The sequence below is a fragment of the Paenibacillus soyae genome, from assembly GCF_024623455.1.
Taxonomy (GTDB): Bacteria; Bacillota; Bacilli; order Paenibacillales; family Paenibacillaceae; genus Pristimantibacillus; species Pristimantibacillus soyae.
Genome location: NZ_JANIPJ010000031.1, coordinates 1 through 18329, shown reverse-complemented (window position 1 = coordinate 18329; position 18329 = coordinate 1). Strand labels below are relative to the sequence as shown.

Below are 18329 nucleotides of genomic sequence, written 5' to 3'. Positions count from 1 at the left end.
TTTTTGTCTACTTGCTCATTGCCGCATAAGCTTCTTTGCGTTCATCCAGAATGGCCTGACCGCCGTTAGCCATATAGTCCTTCATTGCTGCTTCGTACGTGGCCTCGAATTGATCCGGCTTCACCATCGTCGTCTTGACGATAATTTCATGGAATTTATCGAGCAGTCCCGTGCCGTACTTGCCTTGAGCCTCGATCGGACGGTCGAACCTAACCGGTTTAATCGTATCGGATCTCGAAACGGTCAGCGCGCGGCGAGTCTCTTCGTGGAAAGCTTCCGGCATGCCGTATACGTAAGCCTCTACGTTTTTCTCCGTATCGCCAAGCTGCTTGCCATTCGAAATAAGACCCATGTCGCCTGCGTTGAACAAGCGGTTCTTCGCTTCTTCCGTTGCGTCGGCTTTCATGACCGGAATGCCGTTCTGAAGCGTATAGTTTTCACCTTCAACACCGTTCTGAATGTAAAGCAGGTTATCGCCCGAAGCCATCCAATCCAGGTATTTGATTGCTTCCACTGCACGTTCGCTGCTCTTCGGAATCATCAGATAGAGACCAACCGGCGCGTATTCCGGCTTTGGATGCTTGCCTTCCGAGTTCGAGTACACGTCAACCGCGGACAGCTTCGCATCCGGAATGTTCTTCTGCAGCGTCGCGTACAGGCCGTCCGCATAGAACGGGTTCATGTCGTCTTCACTGAAGAATCCGACCAGACCGTTCGCGGCGTCCTCGTTCAGCTTCTTCTTGTCTTCATCCAAGCTGAAGTCGGCGCTCATCAAGCCTTCGTTATATACCTTGTTCATGAATTGCAAGGCGTCCTTGAAGCCCGGCAGCAGCGTCGGATAATCGCGCGAGCCCAGCTGCTGTGTCAGCGTGTAGCGCTCTTCCTCCGAGTGAGGCTGGATGAAGGACCAGATCAGCGGCTCGTATTGAGCCGGAGCAAGCGCCATGCCGAGCGGAATGACCTTGCCGCCGGTTTCACCCGGATCCTTCTCCTTGAACGCTTTCAACGTCGTGTACAGCTCCTCTGTAGTTGTTGGTACCGGCAAGCCCAGCTTGTCGAGCCAGTCCTGGCGGATGAACGACGAGTATTTACCCAGATGAGCGCGTCTTGCCGGCAATGCATACTGCTTGCCTTCATATTGGCCATATGCGATCGTCTCTTCGCCCAAGAACTTCTTCAGGTTAGGACCATGCTCGTCGAGCAGCGCTCCAAGCTCTGTCAAACCGCCTTGCTGCGCATAGCGGTAGAACGTACCCGAATCGTACGTGAACACGATGTCCGGCACGTCGCTTCCGCTCGCCATCAGGACGTTAAGCTTCTGAACCTCCTCCGACCGCGGGATCGGAACGAATTCTACGTTTATATTATTGGGAGTGCCGAAGTTGTCTTGTACGAATTTGGTCAAATAGTTGTCCGTAATGGTTGATCCCGCAGGCGCATTGCCTCGATCGAACACCTCGACCTTCAGAGTGACAGGCTTACCGGCTGCTCCATCTCCTTTGCCTGCGCTATTTCCGTTCACATTCGCGTTCCCGTTGCTGCTGCATGCGCTGAACAACATGGTGCTAGCAAGCGTGAGCGCTGCCAGTGCAAGAGTCTTCTTTTTACCTTTTGAAGCTTTTTCCATTCGAATCCAACCCCTCTTTCATCCTGTATAAGATGCTTCCGTGTACACGCTTTCAATCGTTGTTTGCGTTGCCGTGTTCGGGAAGTGCCCTCAGTATGTCACGCCCCTGGCCGCTATGACAATAAACCAGTTTCAACGAGGCAAACCGTTGCTCCAAACCCATGATAGAGCTGGGTTTTCTCGTTTAGAATGAATCATTTTCCCGATATAAACCGTTTAGGAAAAAGGTTGATTTCAACCCAATTCCGGAGCAGATAAACGATAATCACGCGGCTTAAACAAAAAGGCAGCGGCGGTCCGAATTGTGAAGTAAGCTCCGGACTGCCGCTGCCTTTAAATTAACCATTGTTTTCGTCATGCATCCGTGACGGCTTCTTCGCGATTTCCTTGCGTACCCCAATCCGAGGAAGACGGCCGCATCTTGAGCTTTCGGAATTCGCCCGGCGTAACCCCCGTTGTCCGCTTGAATACCCGGCCGAATGTAATCGAGTTCGCGTAACCGACTTGAAGCGCGATGTTCTGAACGGTTTCCTCCGTCTCCGCCAGCAGTCGCTCGGCCTGCTGCATCCGCAGCTGCACGAGGAAATCGACGAACTTCATATCATACTCCAGTTTGAATAGATAGCTTGCATACTTGCCCGAAATTTGGAACCGATCGCTCAGATGCTTCAGAGACAGATCCGGATCCGCGTAGTTTTCTTGAATGTAGGCCCTGATCTCCGCAATCATCGTTTTGTAGCCTTTGGCCTGACTTAATCCTGTGTACATTTCGAATATCTCGTCCAAATATGGGAGCAGCGGCTCCTTGAGCTCCGTCAGCGACGAAGCTTCCTTCAGCTTCACGAGCAGCATCGATACCCGGTCGCCTTCGAGACATTCGTTCAGCTCGTCCGACAGATGCTTCAGCTCCCGGCCTAGCGTCTGCAGGAAAAACTGCAAAAGCGAATGAATATCCTCATCCTTGAGCGAATCCGATTCGAGCTTCTCGAATAATTGAACGAACGTGTCCCGCCAGCCTTCATTGGTCAGCCGGAACTCCTGAACGCAATCGGTGCAGCTCTGCATGTAATTGAACAGCCCGTTAGGCTTGTCTTGCGGAATATCGCCGCTGAACGTGACCGCGCCCCGTCCGATCGAGAATCGGTATTCCATGCCCGATAAAGCGTCGCGGTACGATTGACCGATCTGGCTCCAGTCCTCCACTATCGTGCCTATGCCAATCGACAACAGGAAACGCAAATGCTCGCCTACCCACTTCCGCGCGACAGCCGCCGTTTGGCGAAGCCGCTCCACCATCCGCTCGTCTGTGGCGTCCGAGCTTGCGAATACGAATGTGATCCGGTCCGGTCCCGACCACTCCCCAAAGCCTTGAAGGCCTTCGTTCTGCGCCAGTTCCTGCATCACATTGCCGAGAGCGAATTTCAGTACGTTCTGCTCATGAAGCGTATACTCCGCCAGGAAATCCTCGTACCGGTTCAGTTTAACGACCATTGCGGCGTATCGGCCTTCGGAGGGAAGCAAATTCAATAGGCTCATTCGCTCGTTCACGGAATGGTTGCGCTGGCCGCTCAGAAGCTCGTTAAACAGCTGTCTGCGCTGAAGAATCGCGCTTTCGCGCTGTTCTTTTTCGTAGTCGCGCGACTGCACGATCAAGTTTTCGAGAGCGCGGTCGATCATTGTCAGATCGTCCATGCGAACCGCCCCTCCGTCGCTTCCGCGCAGCTGAAGGGCTTGTATACGGTTCATCATGAGCTGGATCGGCTTATAATTGCGCCGCGTTACCCATATAATATAAACAATCGCGATGACGAAGGTTAGAATCGCGATCACGACCCAAACATAAGATACGACCGATACCCAGCCCATCAATTGTCCGGCTTGAATGCCGCTTTCGAACGTCCAGCCCAGCACCTGCGATTGAACCTTCGTAAGCACTTCGCCGCTATCGGCTTCTGCTCCGGCATTGCCCGAATAGACAAATTGGCCGGCCGAATCGGTTATTCTCATGAACGACACTTGATGATTCGTCATGCCTCCAATCAATTTCTCAACCGCATACAGATCAATGTTAATGACGAGGAGACCATCCTTGCCGAACGGCAGCGGCGTCTGCTTGTGCATCGTAATAATTTTCACGGGCTCCAGCGAATCGAATTCGCGGAACTCCCGGCTGGCCGACCAGCCCTGATAATTGCGGTTGTCCTTAGCTTCCTCGATAAATGCCCGGTCGCCGAATGCCGGCAGCTCAATCTGCCCGCTTGCCGTCAGCACCGTGTCGTCGGACTGCCTGATCAAGTACACCGATTCGATATAATCGTTCTCTTCGACGAGCGCCCGCAAACTATGAACGACGCCGTATTTGACGCTCGTTGCGGACGAGCCTGATAAATACGCGTTGTAGTTGGCATTCGCGGCGACTTCCTCAAGCACCTTAAACTCAGCGTCGCGTACGGTGCGTTCCACGCTGTCTACCACATAGCCGGTCGTAATACGATCCGCTTTGGCCGTCTCGGAGCGCGAAACCTCGCCTACCGCGATGAACGACAAAAATATGATCATCGATACGGTAAGCACCAAGATCGGGAAATAGGAAACAAGCAGCCGGATATACCAGTTGTTAAGCTTAAACATAATCAACCTCCTGCAATGACCGAATCACCCATTCATGTAAGCGTTATCAGATTCATCTCAAAAAGAAGTTAAGCGGTTTACTTATTCCTCCCATTGTAGCACGGCTCATCCGAAACGGGAACCTGTCCGCCAACAATTAAAAAAACGAACCAAGGCTTCTCAGCCTCGGCTCGTTCCACTTCAATCCATACCTGCAAAAGAATCTCTGCGATCAAGAAACAACGTGGAGTTGATCACCAAACGCTGTTCGGGGCAAGTTCGTGCCACTATTCGCCACCCCCGCTTGCGAAGCTGCGCTTCATCTACGGCTTCATACATGATTTGCTTCATCCCCTCGGCCGTTCGAACGGCCACCAGAGGATCGGAAGCCGTGCGGGTGATTTGCTCCAGCACCGCCGTCTTATTCTGAACGAGGCTCGCTACGAAAATTCGGCTGTAAGGGCTGTAGTCGAACGCTTCCCCATTCTCCAGCGCGACCTTCACCTTCGTCCCTAAGCCGATACGCTCGAGCAACGAGCAGGATGCTTCGTAGGCGGCGCCATCCATTTCCAGACAGACGACCTCCGCATCGCCGAACAAGTGGAGAATGATCGCGCTCAGCGGCATCGGCCCGCTGCCTACAAATACAATCGGCGATTTGTCCGCGTGACTGCTCCTTCCGGCAATCTGACGAAGAACGGGCAGCTCCCGGCCTACCAGGTCTATGTAAACGTTCCAATTCGGCAGTCTGGATGCCCTATCGAGCACGGAATTCCCTGCATGCTGGAAAAGCCGGGAATCCGACAGCTCGGCTTGAAATTCAGCTTCCGACAGCTTATCCCGCAATTTCCGCTCGTTTCTTCGAATATATTCGTTGCCCAGAACGGCCTGCACCTCCTCGGGCAAGTAGGCGGAGCGCAGCTGAGCCGAGAGCCGTTGAATCATGTCCGTGACTAATAAATTCGCGGGAGACAGATCGATTTCTATTTGAAGAAGCTCGTTCACTTCCCGAAGAAAAGCAATAAAGCTGTCAACCTTCTGCATTCTTAACGCTTGGCCCGCAACTAAAGTTGAACTCGCGGAATCAACCTCCATGTATCCCACTTCCCCTTCCTTCAACATCTACATCGGATGACCTCTTACGAAATATATTCATATGGTCAAGGTTGTAGAAGATTATACGGAAACGGCATAACGGCGCAGGGTTTAAAGAATGGCTCTTCCGTTTATCCTGAACGCATAGCACCGTCCATCTTGTTAAGGAGATGAGCTCATGGAATTCATTCAGAACCCGCTTCTCAAAAAAGCGTACGCAAACGCCAGTCTGAGACAAAATATCGTCAATAAAGGGACGATGTTCCTCTATTGCGATTACGCCGGCTTCGCTTCTCGGGGCGCATACGGAGCGGCTTGCTGCGCCGTACATAATCGAGAGGTAAAGCTTGCAGCCAAGAAGCTGCCGCTCGAACGCGATTACGGCTCGATCTACGGCGAATTAACGGCGATCACGCTTGGGATCGAGACTCTCGCTTCAGCGATGCTTAATCGCGAGCCGAAGGTCGCCGTCATCTATACCGATTGCAGCCGCATATCGCGAATATTGGCCCAAGCCCGATTCTCGAACCCGCATGAAGAGCAAGGAAGAAACGAGCTGCTCGCGGCCCTGGCCCAGTTCAATCAACGGTTTCCCCAAGTCGACGTTCAGATCAGATATATGAGCGGACATAAGAAAAATAACGAGCTGCATAGGCTAGCCCACAATGCGGCGAGGGAAGCCGCGAATAATTAGCGTCTTCCCTCTTCCTCTTACAATTTCTTATCCTCTCCATGACATCCGTCTAACAAAGCATCGGTATAGTTCTACTAGATTCATAGAGAGGGGGAAATGAATGAGTACGACGCACCGGGAAGCTTACGGCGCCATTCGCGCCAAGGACAGCATTGTCCGCACGCCGGCGAAGCGCCTGTCCGTCTGGAAGGAACATGCCGCCGGCTACGCATTTCTGGCGCCTTCGTTGGTGTTATTCGGCGTGTTTCTGTTCTATCCGCTGTTCCAATCTATCTACTTGAGCTTCCACCTGACAGACCCGCGCGGAAGCGTAGCCGCATTCGTCGGTTTCGATAATTTCACTCAGCTATTCGCTTCTCCGGCTTTCTGGAACAGTCTGGAGGTCACGCTTCAATTCACGCTGCTCACCGTTCCCGCCGGCATTATCGCCGGTCTCCTGCTTGCGGCGCTTACGTATACGAAGCTGCGGGGGACAAGCTTGTTCCGCTTTATTTTCTCCCTTCCCGTCGCGTTATCCGTAAGCACTTCGTCCGTTATTTGGATGATGCTCTATCACCCGACGACGGGAATGCTCAATTTCTTTCTCTCGAAGCTGGGGATGTCCCCGGTTCAGTGGCTGATCGACCCGTCCTGGGCGCTCGTATCCGTCTCGATCATGACGATCTGGATGAATTCCGGCTTTAATTACATCTTGCTGCTAAGCGGCCTGCAAGGAATCGGCAGCGACATTCGGGACAGCGCCCGCATCGACGGTTCAGGACCTTTCCGGACTTTTTTTCAAATACTGCTTCCGCTGCTGTCGCCGACCGTTTTTTTCCTAACCGTCGTCTCCGTGATGAACGCCTTTCAATCGTTCGGACAAATTCATATTTTGACCAAAGGCGGCCCGGCAGGCTCTACCGAAGTATTCGTCTATTCCATTTATAAGGAAGCGTTCGTCAATTATCAATTCGGTACGGGCAGCGCGCTGGCGCTCGTACTGTTCGCGATCATTCTGCTTCTGACTTGGATCCAATTCCGCTTTGTCGAGAAGAAGGTGCATTATCAATGACAACGAGCCGAATCCTTCGTTCGTCTCTGCTCTATCTCATTCTTACGCTGGCGGCGGTCCTGGTCTTGTATCCGCTCGTGTACACCTTCACGGCATCGCTGATGACGCCTGAGGAATCCACGATGTATCCGCCCAAGCTGCTTCCGTCCGGCTTGTATCTAGGAACGTTCCAGACCGTGCTCGAATTGGTTCCGCTGCAAGCTTTTATATTCAACAGCTTTGTTGTCTCCATCGCGATTATGGCCGGGCAAGTGCTGACGGCAAGCATGGCCGCCTATGCGTTTGTCTATGTTCGATTCCGCGGCAGGGCGCTCTTGTTTGCGATCTTCCTGTCGACGATGATGATCCCTTGGGAAGTGACGATGATTCCGAATTACCTGACCGTCAAATCGCTCGAATGGCTGGACAGCTACGTTGGGCTGACGGTACCCTTTCTCGCATCCGCGTTCGGCATCTTTTTGCTTCGCCAATTTTTTATGCAGTTGCCTCGCGAATTGTTCGAAGCGGCGAAGATGGACGGCTGCGGCCATGTCCGGCATTTTACGAGAATCGTGCTTCCATTGTCCAGACCCGCTCTTGCCTCGCTGGCGGTGTACGCGTTCCTGAACGCATGGAATATGTATCTCTGGCCGCTCCTGGTTACGAGCAGCGATACGATGCGCACCGTGCAGATCGGGATCAGCATGCTTCAATTCGAAGAGATGACGTCCTGGAATCTCGTATTGGCGGGGGTAACGCTGGTGCTGCTGCCATCCCTCCTGCTGCTCATGCTCGGCCTGAAGCAGCTGGTCGGAGGCCTGACGGCTGGAGCAATCAAAGGTTAGCGGTGGATATTGTCCTTGCGGCATTCCAAATAATAAAGATCAAGGGAGAGAAACAAATGAAAGCAAACAGGCTGAAAACCGTCATGCTCATGATGACGGCCATACTGATGGTGTTCCTGGCGGCTTGCGGAAACCAGGGATCGGGCGGAGACGCGGGGAATGAAGAACCTCGGCAATCGGAAGCGACCGCAGGAAACGATAAAGAGACTCCGACGTCCGCGGCGAAGGAACCCGTGAAGGTTGTATGGTGGCATTCCATGGGCGGGGAGCTTGGGAAAGCGGTGACGCAGCTTGCGGCCGACTTTAACGCCGCGCATCCCGACATTCAGGTGGAGGAAGTATTCCAAGGAACCTACGACGAGAGCTTGAACAAGATGAAGGCGTCCATGGATTCGAAATCGGGTCCGACCTTGATCCAGGTCTACGAAATCGGCTCCAAGTTTATGATCGACTCCAAAGCCGTGACGCCTGTTCAAAATTTCATCGATGCCGAAAGCTATGATCTATCGAATCTGGAAGAAAACATCCTCGGGTACTACCGGTTTGACGACAAGCTATACTCGATGCCGTTCAACACGTCGAATCCGATTCTCTATTACAACAAGGATATGTTCAAAGCGGCCGGCCTCGATCCGGAGAATCCGCCTACGACCTATGAAGAAGTGACGAATGCCGCCAAAGCTTTGACGAAGGACGGCCAGTCCGGAGCAGCCTTCGCCATCTATGGCTGGTTCATGGAGCAGTTCTTCGCGAATCAAGGCGCCGAATACGTGAACAACGGCAACGGCCGCGCCTCCTCCGCGACGGAGTCGCAGCTGAACGGCGAAGCCGGTATCCAAACGATCGATTGGCTGAAGAGCCTGCTTGACGAGAAGATCGCGCTTAATCTGGGACGCAAAACGGACGATACCAAAAAAGCGTTTTTGGCCGGACAAGCGGGCATGACGCTCGATTCGACGGGAAGCCTGCGCGGCATCGTCGACGGCGCCAAAGGCAAATTCGAGGTCGGAACGGCCTTCCTTCCGAAGCCGGCAGGCGGGGCGGACGGCGGCGTGATCGTCGGCGGCGCGAGCCTCTGGGTTCTGAACAACAAGTCCGAAGCCGAGCAGCAGGCTGCTTGGGAATTCATCAAATACCTCGCCGAGCCGGCAACGCAGGCGAAATGGCATATCGCCACCGGTTACTTCCCGATCAATAAGCTTGCATACGACGAGCAGATCGTGAAGGACAATCTGGCACAATACCCGCAATTCCAGACGGCGATCGACCAGCTGCACGCGACGAAGCTGTCCCCGGCTACGCAAGGGGCGGTCATGGGCGTATTCCCGGAAGCGCGCCAAATCGTCGAAGGAGCGATGGAGGAAGTGTTCACCGGAGCCAAGGATTCCAAGACGGCTCTGGACGACGCGGCGGGCGCTATTACCGACAAAATCGCCACGTATAACAAAACGGTACAGTAATTGGGTTTTAAATAGGGTATATAATAAGAAACGCCGCCTTCAACGAGGCGGCGTTTCTTCATCATATACATTAAACACATCCGTCTTTTCGATAAACCGCGCGAGCAGCGTCAGCTTGTCCTCGGACAGCTCACCCGAATTATCGAAGCGGAGGATCGACGACTCGGGAATTGGCCAACTGACGCCGCGGGGTGCGAGCGACCGGCTGAATTCGTCCCAGTTGTCCAGCTTCCAAGCATCGAGTGCCGAGCCCCGACGCAGAATGCGTTCGCGGTAGAAGCTCTCGCCCGGCAGCTCGACGAAGATGACCTTGACCTCCACGTTGTCCAGCGTTGCGCCGATCCGCGACAGCTCGCTCTCCAGCCATTCGGGGTCGTCCGTCTCCCGCGTGAACGGGCCAATAATGTAGGCATCCGTCCCAAGCTCAGCATTCTCAAGCGCGGTGTCCATCGTTATGCGGTAGCCAAGATCCCTGCATCTCGTCTTGTAGAGCGCGGAATCCCGGTCGTTCGGATCGAGTCCCGACAGCGTCATAACGGCCTCGGCGGCAGGTCTTAGGAGCGTATCCATATCGAACAACGCCGCATGGCTTCTTCTTGCCAGCGCCTTCGCGACGGTCGTCTTGCCGGCCCCGGCTCCACCCAGGAAAAATACTAGTTTGCTCATCTTACTTACACCTCGCCCAAGTGGTATTCGTTTCCATTGTCAAGGACATTCCCCGAAAACGCAAGAACGAATCCCTCTCTCCCTCCAGCCTGGTTTTTAATAATAGTAATCCCTATATTCCTGAGGGGTATAGCCCGTCGTTTTCTTGAAGAGGTAAGCGAAATAAGCCGCCGTCTGGAAGCCGACCTGCTCCGCCACCTCATACACTTTGACGTGGGGATCGCGAAGCAGCTCCATCGCTCTGTTCATCCGCGTTTCCTGCACGAATTCGGATATCGTCTTGCCGGTCGACTTCTTGAACAGCACGCTCAGATAGCTGGCGTTCAAGTGATGCAGCTCCGCCAGCTGCTTGACGGTCACGTTCTCGTGAATATGCGCCTCGATATAGCCGGCGACGCGCTGGATCAGATGATGCTGTTGTCCGTTCTGCTTATTAAGCTCCGCCTCCGCATGCCTCGCGATGTAATCCATGACGGCCTCCTTGACCTGGGACGCCGCGGAGCAATCAATCAACCGCTGCCATGCGGGAATATTCGGATCGGACGGCGCGCCGTCCTCCGTCTTGCGTCTGCGCGCCAGCTCGCTGAGCAGCCCAAAGCCGAACGCCTGAATATAGGCGAACGAGTGATGGGCCATCAGCATATCGAGCACGCTGCCGGCGTAATCGACCGCCCGCGGCAGCTCCTCCGTCTTCTCGAGCATGCGGACGATTTCCGGGATGTACTCCTCCCTGACGCGATGCTCCAGAAATTCCGTTTCGTCCAGCCGCTCCTCGTACAGCACTTGCCCGCCCTCGAGCAGCCGGGCTTTCGCCATCATGAACTTCACCCGCTTGTACGCAAGGGGAACCTCGCTCCAATCCTTGCACAGCCGGCTAATCCCCACCGTAACGGACGAGCCGTATTGCTCCCGGATCCATTGCTGCACGAACGAAATCCCCTTATCCATGCGCACCTGCTCCTCGGGCAGCGGATTCAGATGGACGGCGACGACCTCCTCCGCTCCCAGGTTCGCCGCGATGACGCCTTCGAAGTCCGAGAGGCTGACCTTCACCGCCTTCAGAAATCCGCTTCCGCGCACGATGCGGCTCCTGGCGTCGCGGCCGCCATCCAGATAGCGGTCGTACCCGAAGGAGATCATGACGACTCCCCGGCTCAGATCCGGAAGCTCGAGCAGCTTCACCCATGATTCCTTCATATCCGGATCCGCAAGTCCGTCCAGCACAAGATCGTGCACGAACCGTTCCTTGACCACGTCCAGACTGCCGGACACTTTCTCCTGCAGCTCGTTCGTCTCCGCTTCGATATCCCGCTGCTTCTCGATCGCTGCCCGGAAGGCGGTCAGCTTCGCTTCCACCTCTTCGATCTTGATCGGCTTCAGCACGTAAGCCTGCGCGCCGACATGAATTGCTTCCTGCACGAATTCGAATTCGTTGTAGCCGCTGACCATCAGCACTTGAAGACGGTAGCCCAACTCCTTGCTTCTGGATACGAGCTCAATTCCCGTCATAAGCGGCATCGACACGTCCGAGATCAACACGTCGACGTTATGGCTCCGCAGAACCTCAAGCGCCGCCGCTCCGGAATGCGCGGTCAGAGGCGGCGCGTAGCCCAGCTCTTCCCAGCCGACGTGCCGGACCAAGCCCGCGATGTGCGTCGGCTCGTCGTCCACGATCAATGCTTGTATCATAAGCCTTCCCCCTTCTTGATTTCCGGCTGCTCCAGATAAGCGGGAATGTCGATGGCCACGATCGTCCCCTCACCCGGCTCGCTGTCGATGGTCATGCTGCTGCCGCTGCCGAAATAAAGCAGAAGCCTCTCCCTAATGTTCGCGGTGCCGAAGCCGTTGCCGGCTCCCGTCCGCTCGCCCGCGCGCAGCGATCCCAGCGTCTCGGCGGACATGCCGGCGCCGTTATCCTGAATTTCGAAGCGGATGCGGTCCCGTTCCTTCTTGGCGGCAATGCGGATGAAGGCGCCTTCCTTCTGCATGATCGCGCCGTGCACGTAACAGTTCTCGACGATCGGCTGCAGCAGCATCTTAATCGTATAATAAGTCCTGACCTCGGGATCGACGTCCCACTCGATCTGCACCTGACCCGGATAACGAAGTTCCTGGATATCGAGGTACGCCTCCACATGCTGGAGCTCCGTCTCGATCCTCGTTACGTTGACTCTGTTGTCGAGCGCAAGCCGGTAGAACGTCGTCAGCGCGTCGATCGCGCGAATTTGCGTCCGGTCGCCGAGGTCCATGGCGCGCCACCTGATCAAACTAAGCGAGTTGTATATAAAATGCGGATTGATCTGCGCCTGCAGCGCCCGGAACGAATGCTCCCGCTCCTTCAGCTTCGAATGCGCGATGTCGTCGACGAGCGTCCCCAGCTTGCCCGTCATGGAATTGAACAGCACCTCAAGCTCTCCCAGCTCATCCTTGTCCCGGCTCGTCACCGTTACGTCGAATTCGCCTTCGGCGATGTCGTTCATCCGGCTGCCCAGCTTGCGAATGCGCCACACGATGTTTTTCAGCACCGTCAACACCATGAACGTGGAGAGCAGCAGGAAAAAGGCGATGCCGCATATGATGCCGTACACGATCCATCTGGATTGCTTCTCCAATTGGTCCATATGCAGCACCGCGGCCACGCTCCACCCGGAGTCCAGCGTTTCCACGATGATCTGTTTGTCGTCCAGCAAGACGCCGTCCGAGAACGTTCCAGCCTGCTCGGCACTTTCCAGCTCCGGTATGCGGGCGATCGAGCCGATCTGCTTCTCCAGCGATGAAGCGACGATGCGGCGGTTATGATCCATAACATAAATATCGCCGGCTCCGTTGAACGGCTGATCGAACAAGTCGCCGAATACCCGGTCGTAATCGAGCAGCATGTAGATGGCGCCGACGACCGAGGTGCCGTTCACGTCGAACACCTTGTGCGACACCATGAGCCGCTCCTCCTCCCCGGGCACGTTGATCCATTGCAGCGGCTCCCCGGATTGCACCGTCCGGCCGTACCAATCCGCCTCCGTCCGGCCCGCGAACGGGCGATCCTCCGGCTTCCACAGCAGCCGGCCGTCCTGCACGAGCGTCTCGTTCGTATGGTAGATTCGGAACTGCTCGATGCCCGGCAGCAGCTTGTTGGTGGACAGAAAGGATCGATCCACGTATTCCAGCGTCAGCAGCTGGTCGGACATATCCGCGTGCTCCCGCGACAGCCGCAGCGAGAGCTCCCCGTCGGTGGCCGTGCGCACGGCGAGCAGGTCATAGGCCTGCTTGCGGAAGTCGATATTTTGGGAGGTCTGGCGCACCGCTTCCTTCATCGTGACCATATAGTTGTCCCTGACGCTCTGCAGCGTAAAATAACCGGCTCCAATGCCGAGGAAGACGGTGGGCACAAACACGATAAGCCCGTACAGCAGCAAGATCTTCCCGCGCATATTCAGTCCGCGCGTTACCCGTATGACGTTTCGTTCCATGAAGCGCAGCCACATCGTCAACCACTCCCGGCCATTCTAGTTCGTTAATTGAAAAGGCAAAGGGAGCAACCCCTTATACGGGATTGCTCCTGCCCGGCTCCTATTGTCCGCCGATCATTTCTTCGTACGAAGCGTGCCACTCTTCCTTGAGCTCGCTCCAGTGCGCGCGCTTCTCGAGCGCGCCCTGGAACTCGGTCCAAGCGTCCTCGAACGCCGCGGAATCCTTCGCCATTATCAGCTTGGCTCTGTACTCCTTGCGCACGTTCTCGAGCTCCGGCCCGTACTTCTCCCATAGACCGCCCGTCTTCGCTTTCACCATGTCGTACGGCTCCGCGCCGCGAACGCCGCCGTATTCGCCGACCTGCGCGGTGAATTCAGACGTCCGCTTCGCGCCGGCCTTGTCCGCCTCGCCGTAATTCCACCAAGGATACCAATCATTATTATACGACGAAGCCATGTACAATTCAGGCGTTACCGACGATTTGCGCGCCGCGTCGCCGCTGTTGCGCTCCGCTTTGTACTCCTCGTCGATATATTTCCACTCGCCCAGCGGCTGGTCGACCCAGTCCCAATACACGCCGGCCGGGCCTTCGTTGATGACCTGCTGCTGCTCCGGCTTCGGCTGCAAGGCGTAGTCGAAGAATGTTAGAATCGCCTCGAGATTGTCCGTATCCTTGCTAATGTACACGTCGTAGCCCGGGTACGGGTTCACGACCTGGTTCGCGCCGACTTGGTCCACGCCCTCCACCTTCGGGAACGGCACGACCTGGTAGAACCAGCCCGGCTCCGTCGGTCCGTCCAGCGTCTCCCACAGCGTCGCGTCGACGTTGAAGAAGCTGCCTACGTTCAAGGCGGTGCGTCCGGATTTGTTTTTCTCCTTGTAACGCTCCTTCTTGTCGGTCACGACCTCGGGGTCGACCAGCTTGGCCTGGTACATCTCGTTCAGCCATTGATAGGCGGCCTTGTATTGCGGATCGTCGTACAGCAGAACGAATTCGCCGTTCTTCTGGGCAACCGGAATCACGCCGCCCGCGCTTCCCGTCGTGACGCCGAACGCGCTAAGAATCGCGTTCTCGTCGTTCCAGCCGATCGTATCGTTCGGATCCATCAGGAAGCCCATCGGATTAAGCGGCTTGCCGGCGTCGTCCGTCACGGCCGCCGCCTTCTCGAGGTACTGCTCCACGCCTTCGAGCGTCGCCAGATCTTCCGGCTTCATGCCGACCTTCTCGAGCACGTCTGTCCGGACGAGCCAAGTCTGAGAAGCCCAGCCCGGCCACGGATTGTCCGGGTTCTGGTCGAACCAGGTCGGAATCGACCAGATATGGCCGTCCTCGTCCTTCATCTCCTCCAGGTACGGCTTCGGTATGGAAGCCAGCCCCGGATACTTGTCGGGCATTTCGAAGTACTGCTCGACAGACATCACCTTGTTCGAGCGGAGCATCGCGTTCTCGACCGTCTCGCTTCGGTTGAAGATCGCCGCGTCCTTGAAGCCTCCGGTATTCAGCTTCAGGTTCAGCGCCGTCGCCGCGTCGCCTTGCGTCGCCTCCAGCGTCACGGCTACCCCGGGCTCGTTCTCCTTCCAATACTTCTGGACGGAGCTGTCGTTGTTGATCGTCGCCGACCAGCCGAGCCATAGATTAAACGCCTCGCTGCCTCCGCCCGCCGCGTTATTGCCGCCGGTTGCCGCCGGCTCCTCGTTCGCGCCGCCGGAGCAGCCGGCCAGCATCAGAACGGATGCCAGCGCCGCGGCGATGACGCCTTTGCTTCTTGTTCCCCACTTCATGTTTGTATGCCTCCCCCTGCGATTGTGTTGCGGTATATGGTTCAATCATTATACCCTCTTCACCTGTCATGTCTTGAGCCGCCGGTCTCAACCTTTGACGGAACCGATCAGCACGCCCTTGACGAAATATTTCTGCAAAAACGGATAAACGAACAAGATCGGAAGCGCGCTGACCATAACGACCGCCATCTTGATCGACATCAGCGTAATGTTCTGCTGGGAGCCTCGGGCGAGCGCCTCCTGGTTATTGTTCGAGCCCATGACAGCCGACAGGTCGGACGCGTTCAGCAGCTGCTGAAGGAACGTCTGCACCGGAATGAGCGACTGATCCGTGACATAGAAGGCGCCTGCGAACCAATCGTTCCAGTGGCCGACCGCGGTGAACAATCCGAGCGCGGCCAGCATCGGCTTAGACAGCGGCACGATGATTTGGAACAAAATCCGCACGGGACCCGCTCCGTCCAGCTCCGCCGACTCGATCAGCGCCTCCGGAATGCCCTGCAGGAACTTGAGCATGACGAACATGTTCCAGGCCGAGAAGGCGGCCGGAATAATGTAGACGAGGAACGTGTTCGTTAGTCCCAATTCGTAGAGCTGGATATAGAACGGCACCAGCCCGCCGCTGAACAGCATCGTGATCAGGACGTAGGCCAGAATCGGCTTGCGGAGCGGCAAGCCCCGGTACGACAGGCCGTACGCCGCGACCAGCGTGACGAGCATGCCGACAATGGTGCCGGCGATCGTTCTCGCGATCGTAATGAGGTATGCGCTTCGGATGACCTCGTTGCCGAGCACGATCTCGTAATTGATCAGCGTAAACGACCTCGGCCACAGATAGACGCCGCCCTTCGCCGCGTCCGCGCCTTCGTTGAGCGAAATCGCGAGCATATATAAGAATGGATAGATGACGCTTAAGCAAAGCAATGACAACAGGACGACGATAACGGTTTGTCCGACTTTCTCCATAGCTGATAGCTTCATCGGTTACCAGAGCCCTTCGCCGTTTATTTTGCGGGACAGTCCGTTCGTCAGCAGCACGAGAATCAGCGCGATCACCGAGGATAACAGTCCGACGGCCGTCGCCATGCCGAAATAGCCTTGCTGCAGTCCGCTTCGCAGCACGTACGTGTCCAGAACGTCCGACACCGACATGTTCGCCGAGTTCATCATCGGGTAAATCTGGTCCATGCCGACCGTAATCAAGCTCGGAATGCTCAGAATAAGGACGATGGAAATCGTCGGCATGATGCCCGGCAGCGTAATATGACGGATTTGCGCCCACTTGCCGGCCCCTTCCACCTTCGCTGCTTCGTACAGCTGCGGATCAATAGCGGTTATCGCGGCCAGGTACAGAATCGTGTTCCAGCCGACTTCCTTCCACAAGCCGCTCGCCACGATCATCGGCCGGAACCATTCCGTGGAGCCCAGGAAGAAGATCGGCTCGCCTCCCGTCTTCTGGATGACGTCGTTCACGAGTCCGCCGTCCAGCGTCAGGAACGACTGCAGAATGTATGCCACGACGATCCACGAGAAGAAGTGGGGCAGGTAGCTCACCGATTGCACGAACCGCTTGAAGCCCGCGTGCAGCAGCTCGTTAATCATAAGCGCAAGTGCAATGGGAGCAGGAAAGCCGAAAATAAATTTCAGCACCGATATATAGAGCGTATTCTGGACCACGACCCAGAATTGGGGTTCGTCCAGGAAGGCGAAGTTATCGAGTCCCACCCATTCGCTGCTCCAGATCGACGAGCCGATCTGAAAGTCTCGGAACGCGATCTGAATGCCCGCCATCGGCACGTAATTGAACAGGAACAGCAACACCACAGCCGGCAGGATCATCGCGTATTGCCATCGGTATTTGTACAGTATTCTCATCGAAGTTTCCCTCCCGCCTTTTATGATAAGGCTTACGCGGGGAGCGAACCATATAACAACGATTGGATATCTATCGGGATCGTTGGTTGTTTCGAAATGGTTGGGCGGGGATGATGAGGGAGGCTAAGATGGGCAGGAGCCGGGGGAACGAGAGACCTCTCAAGAACGATTAGCATCTCGGCGGCGGCAAATAGATCGCTCAATTATAGTTCTGAGTTGTGCGTTAGTTGGTCAGCCACAAAAAAAAACGGCCGGGGCGGCCGTTTTTCCAAAGTAAGTATCGAGTCGTATAGTCAACTACACCAAATCGCATGCCTCCGCCGGCATCCAGTGCGCGTCCTTGCCGTCCCACTTGACGTTGCACCCGATTGGATTCGTCATTTTCACGGTAATCTCTTGGCCGGATGTGAGCTCCGAAAGCGCGTTATCGAGATCGTTGACGGTCATCTTGCTGACATCTCGCGGTTGATCGACGCCTCGGCCCGTGTAAACCAGCTTGCGATCCTCGTTAAAAACATAAAAATGCGGTGTCCGCAGCGCGCCGTACGCAAGCGCGACTTCCTGCGATTCATCGCGCAAATACGTCCAGGGAAATTGATGCTCCTCCATGTGGGCCACCATGTGCTCGAAGGAGTCCTCCGGCTTGGTGTTCACGCTGTTCGCGTTAATGCCGACGAACCGTACGCCCTTCTCCGCGTAACGTTCAGCGGTTACTCGCGTCAGCTCGTTCGAACCGACGACAAACGGACAGTGGTTGCAAGTAAAGAAAACAACAAGCGTTTTTGCGTCTTGAAAGTCGTTGAGCGAGTAATGATTCCCGTCCGTAGCCGGCAGATTAAAATCCGGCGCCGCATCTCCAATCGATAAAGTAAAGGTTTGTGCCATTGCCATTCCCCTTCCTTTTCATGGAATTTATCGTTTCTATCCCAGTATAACGCATTGTCCACTTAGGGAGAACGGCGTGTCAGAAACGTTTATTCGTGCGGGCTAAGGCAGGTTCGAGCAAATAAGCGCGCCAGAATCGTTTATTTGTGCGGAACAAGGCAGGTCGGGGTAGCGTCAAGAATGTTGTGTAGTAGGTTTTTCCATCGGGACGATGGATTTGTTTTTAGTTGGTGGTGGTTTGCTGGGGGGCTCCGCCCCCAGCAAACCACCGGCTAGCGTCTTACGTTTCTTC

General features: G+C 55.6%; 14 protein-coding genes. 4 read left to right on the top strand and 10 right to left on the bottom strand.

The features are described 5' to 3' along the window. Positions 1 to 7 precede the first annotated feature (7 nt). The 3 genes from NQZ67_RS27695 to NQZ67_RS27685 form a co-directional block, all read right to left on the bottom strand. Positions 8 to 1627, bottom strand: a complete 1620-nt coding sequence (locus NQZ67_RS27695) for an extracellular solute-binding protein (RefSeq protein ID WP_257452370.1) — start codon at positions 1625 to 1627, stop codon at positions 8 to 10. A gap of 354 nt (positions 1628 to 1981) precedes the next feature. Next, the gene (locus tag NQZ67_RS27690) at positions 1982 to 4258 is read right to left on the bottom strand and encodes a helix-turn-helix domain-containing protein (protein WP_257452369.1); all 2277 of its coding nucleotides are present in this window, start codon (positions 4256 to 4258) and stop codon (positions 1982 to 1984) included. Between the two features lie 180 nt (positions 4259 to 4438). Further along, complete coding sequence (locus tag NQZ67_RS27685; protein ID WP_257452368.1) at positions 4439 to 5332, bottom strand: nicotianamine synthase family protein; 894 nt, start codon at positions 5330 to 5332, stop codon at positions 4439 to 4441. Positions 5333 to 5510: 178 nt separating this feature from the next. Between NQZ67_RS27685 and NQZ67_RS27680 the strand changes: the two genes are divergently transcribed. The 4 genes from NQZ67_RS27680 to NQZ67_RS27665 all read left to right on the top strand — a co-directional run bounded on the left by NQZ67_RS27680 (position 5511) and on the right by NQZ67_RS27665 (position 9361). Further along, positions 5511 to 6026: an RNase H family protein gene (locus NQZ67_RS27680; protein WP_257452367.1), complete on the top strand. Its 516-nt coding sequence runs from the start codon at positions 5511 to 5513 to the stop codon at positions 6024 to 6026. Positions 6027 to 6126: 100 nt separating this feature from the next. Further along, positions 6127 to 7077 (top strand): carbohydrate ABC transporter permease, encoded by a 951-nt coding sequence (locus NQZ67_RS27675; protein ID WP_257452360.1) that lies wholly within the window; start codon positions 6127 to 6129, stop codon positions 7075 to 7077. Continuing rightward, complete coding sequence (locus tag NQZ67_RS27670; protein WP_257452358.1) at positions 7074 to 7901, top strand: carbohydrate ABC transporter permease; 828 nt, start codon at positions 7074 to 7076, stop codon at positions 7899 to 7901. The genes NQZ67_RS27675 and NQZ67_RS27670 overlap by 4 nt, the downstream gene beginning before the upstream one ends. Before the next feature lie 56 nt (positions 7902 to 7957). Then, positions 7958 to 9361 (top strand): ABC transporter substrate-binding protein, encoded by a 1404-nt coding sequence (locus NQZ67_RS27665; RefSeq protein ID WP_257452356.1) that lies wholly within the window; start codon positions 7958 to 7960, stop codon positions 9359 to 9361. Between the two features lie 39 nt (positions 9362 to 9400). Here NQZ67_RS27665 and NQZ67_RS27660 read toward each other — a convergent pair whose 3' ends face one another. From NQZ67_RS27660 to NQZ67_RS27630, 7 genes are all read right to left on the bottom strand, one after another. Continuing rightward, complete coding sequence (locus NQZ67_RS27660) at positions 9401 to 10027, bottom strand: P-loop nucleotide/nucleoside kinase family protein (protein WP_257452354.1); 627 nt, start codon at positions 10025 to 10027, stop codon at positions 9401 to 9403. Positions 10028 to 10123: 96 nt separating this feature from the next. Further along, positions 10124 to 11716, bottom strand: coding sequence for a response regulator (locus NQZ67_RS27655; protein WP_257452352.1), 1593 nt, complete (start codon positions 11714 to 11716; stop codon positions 10124 to 10126). Then, complete coding sequence (locus tag NQZ67_RS27650; RefSeq protein WP_257452351.1) at positions 11713 to 13509, bottom strand: cache domain-containing sensor histidine kinase; 1797 nt, start codon at positions 13507 to 13509, stop codon at positions 11713 to 11715. Before NQZ67_RS27650 ends, NQZ67_RS27655 begins: the two co-directional genes overlap by 4 nt. An 85-nt stretch (positions 13510 to 13594) precedes the next feature. Next, a complete protein-coding gene (locus NQZ67_RS27645; RefSeq protein ID WP_257452350.1) occupies positions 13595 to 15277 on the bottom strand; it encodes a type 2 periplasmic-binding domain-containing protein in 1683 nt (560 codons plus the stop codon). 87 nt (positions 15278 to 15364) lie between these two features. After that, entirely contained in the window at positions 15365 to 16258 is an 894-nt protein-coding gene (locus NQZ67_RS27640) for a carbohydrate ABC transporter permease (protein ID WP_257452348.1), read from the bottom strand. Between the two features lie 3 nt (positions 16259 to 16261). Then, positions 16262 to 17152 (bottom strand): ABC transporter permease, encoded by an 891-nt coding sequence (locus NQZ67_RS27635; protein ID WP_257452346.1) that lies wholly within the window; start codon positions 17150 to 17152, stop codon positions 16262 to 16264. A 297-nt stretch (positions 17153 to 17449) separates the two neighbouring features. Beyond that, positions 17450 to 18037 (bottom strand): thioredoxin family protein, encoded by a 588-nt coding sequence (locus tag NQZ67_RS27630; RefSeq protein WP_257452345.1) that lies wholly within the window; start codon positions 18035 to 18037, stop codon positions 17450 to 17452. Positions 18038 to 18329 lie beyond the last annotated feature (292 nt).

Excerpts from the sequence above, each read along its gene's own strand:
- NQZ67_RS27695 (WP_257452370.1), bottom strand. The coding sequence starts at position 1,627 with ATGGAAAAAGCTTCAAAAGGTAAAAAGAAGACTCTTGCACTGGCAGCG.
- NQZ67_RS27690 (WP_257452369.1), bottom strand. The coding sequence starts at position 4,258 with ATGTTTAAGCTTAACAACTGGTATATCCGGCTGCTTGTTTCCTATTTC.
- NQZ67_RS27685 (WP_257452368.1), bottom strand. The coding sequence starts at position 5,332 with ATGGAGGTTGATTCCGCGAGTTCAACTTTAGTTGCGGGCCAAGCGTTA.
- NQZ67_RS27680 (WP_257452367.1), top strand. The coding sequence starts at position 5,511 with ATGGAATTCATTCAGAACCCGCTTCTCAAAAAAGCGTACGCAAACGCC.
- NQZ67_RS27675 (WP_257452360.1), top strand. The coding sequence starts at position 6,127 with ATGAGTACGACGCACCGGGAAGCTTACGGCGCCATTCGCGCCAAGGAC.
- NQZ67_RS27670 (WP_257452358.1), top strand. The coding sequence starts at position 7,074 with ATGACAACGAGCCGAATCCTTCGTTCGTCTCTGCTCTATCTCATTCTT.
- NQZ67_RS27665 (WP_257452356.1), top strand. The coding sequence starts at position 7,958 with ATGAAAGCAAACAGGCTGAAAACCGTCATGCTCATGATGACGGCCATA.
- NQZ67_RS27660 (WP_257452354.1), bottom strand. The coding sequence starts at position 10,027 with ATGAGCAAACTAGTATTTTTCCTGGGTGGAGCCGGGGCCGGCAAGACG.
- NQZ67_RS27655 (WP_257452352.1), bottom strand. The coding sequence starts at position 11,716 with ATGATACAAGCATTGATCGTGGACGACGAGCCGACGCACATCGCGGGC.
- NQZ67_RS27650 (WP_257452351.1), bottom strand. The coding sequence starts at position 13,509 with ATGTGGCTGCGCTTCATGGAACGAAACGTCATACGGGTAACGCGCGGA.
- NQZ67_RS27645 (WP_257452350.1), bottom strand. The coding sequence starts at position 15,277 with ATGAAGTGGGGAACAAGAAGCAAAGGCGTCATCGCCGCGGCGCTGGCA.
- NQZ67_RS27640 (WP_257452348.1), bottom strand. The coding sequence starts at position 16,258 with ATGAAGCTATCAGCTATGGAGAAAGTCGGACAAACCGTTATCGTCGTC.
- NQZ67_RS27635 (WP_257452346.1), bottom strand. The coding sequence starts at position 17,152 with ATGAGAATACTGTACAAATACCGATGGCAATACGCGATGATCCTGCCG.
- NQZ67_RS27630 (WP_257452345.1), bottom strand. The coding sequence starts at position 18,037 with ATGGCACAAACCTTTACTTTATCGATTGGAGATGCGGCGCCGGATTTT.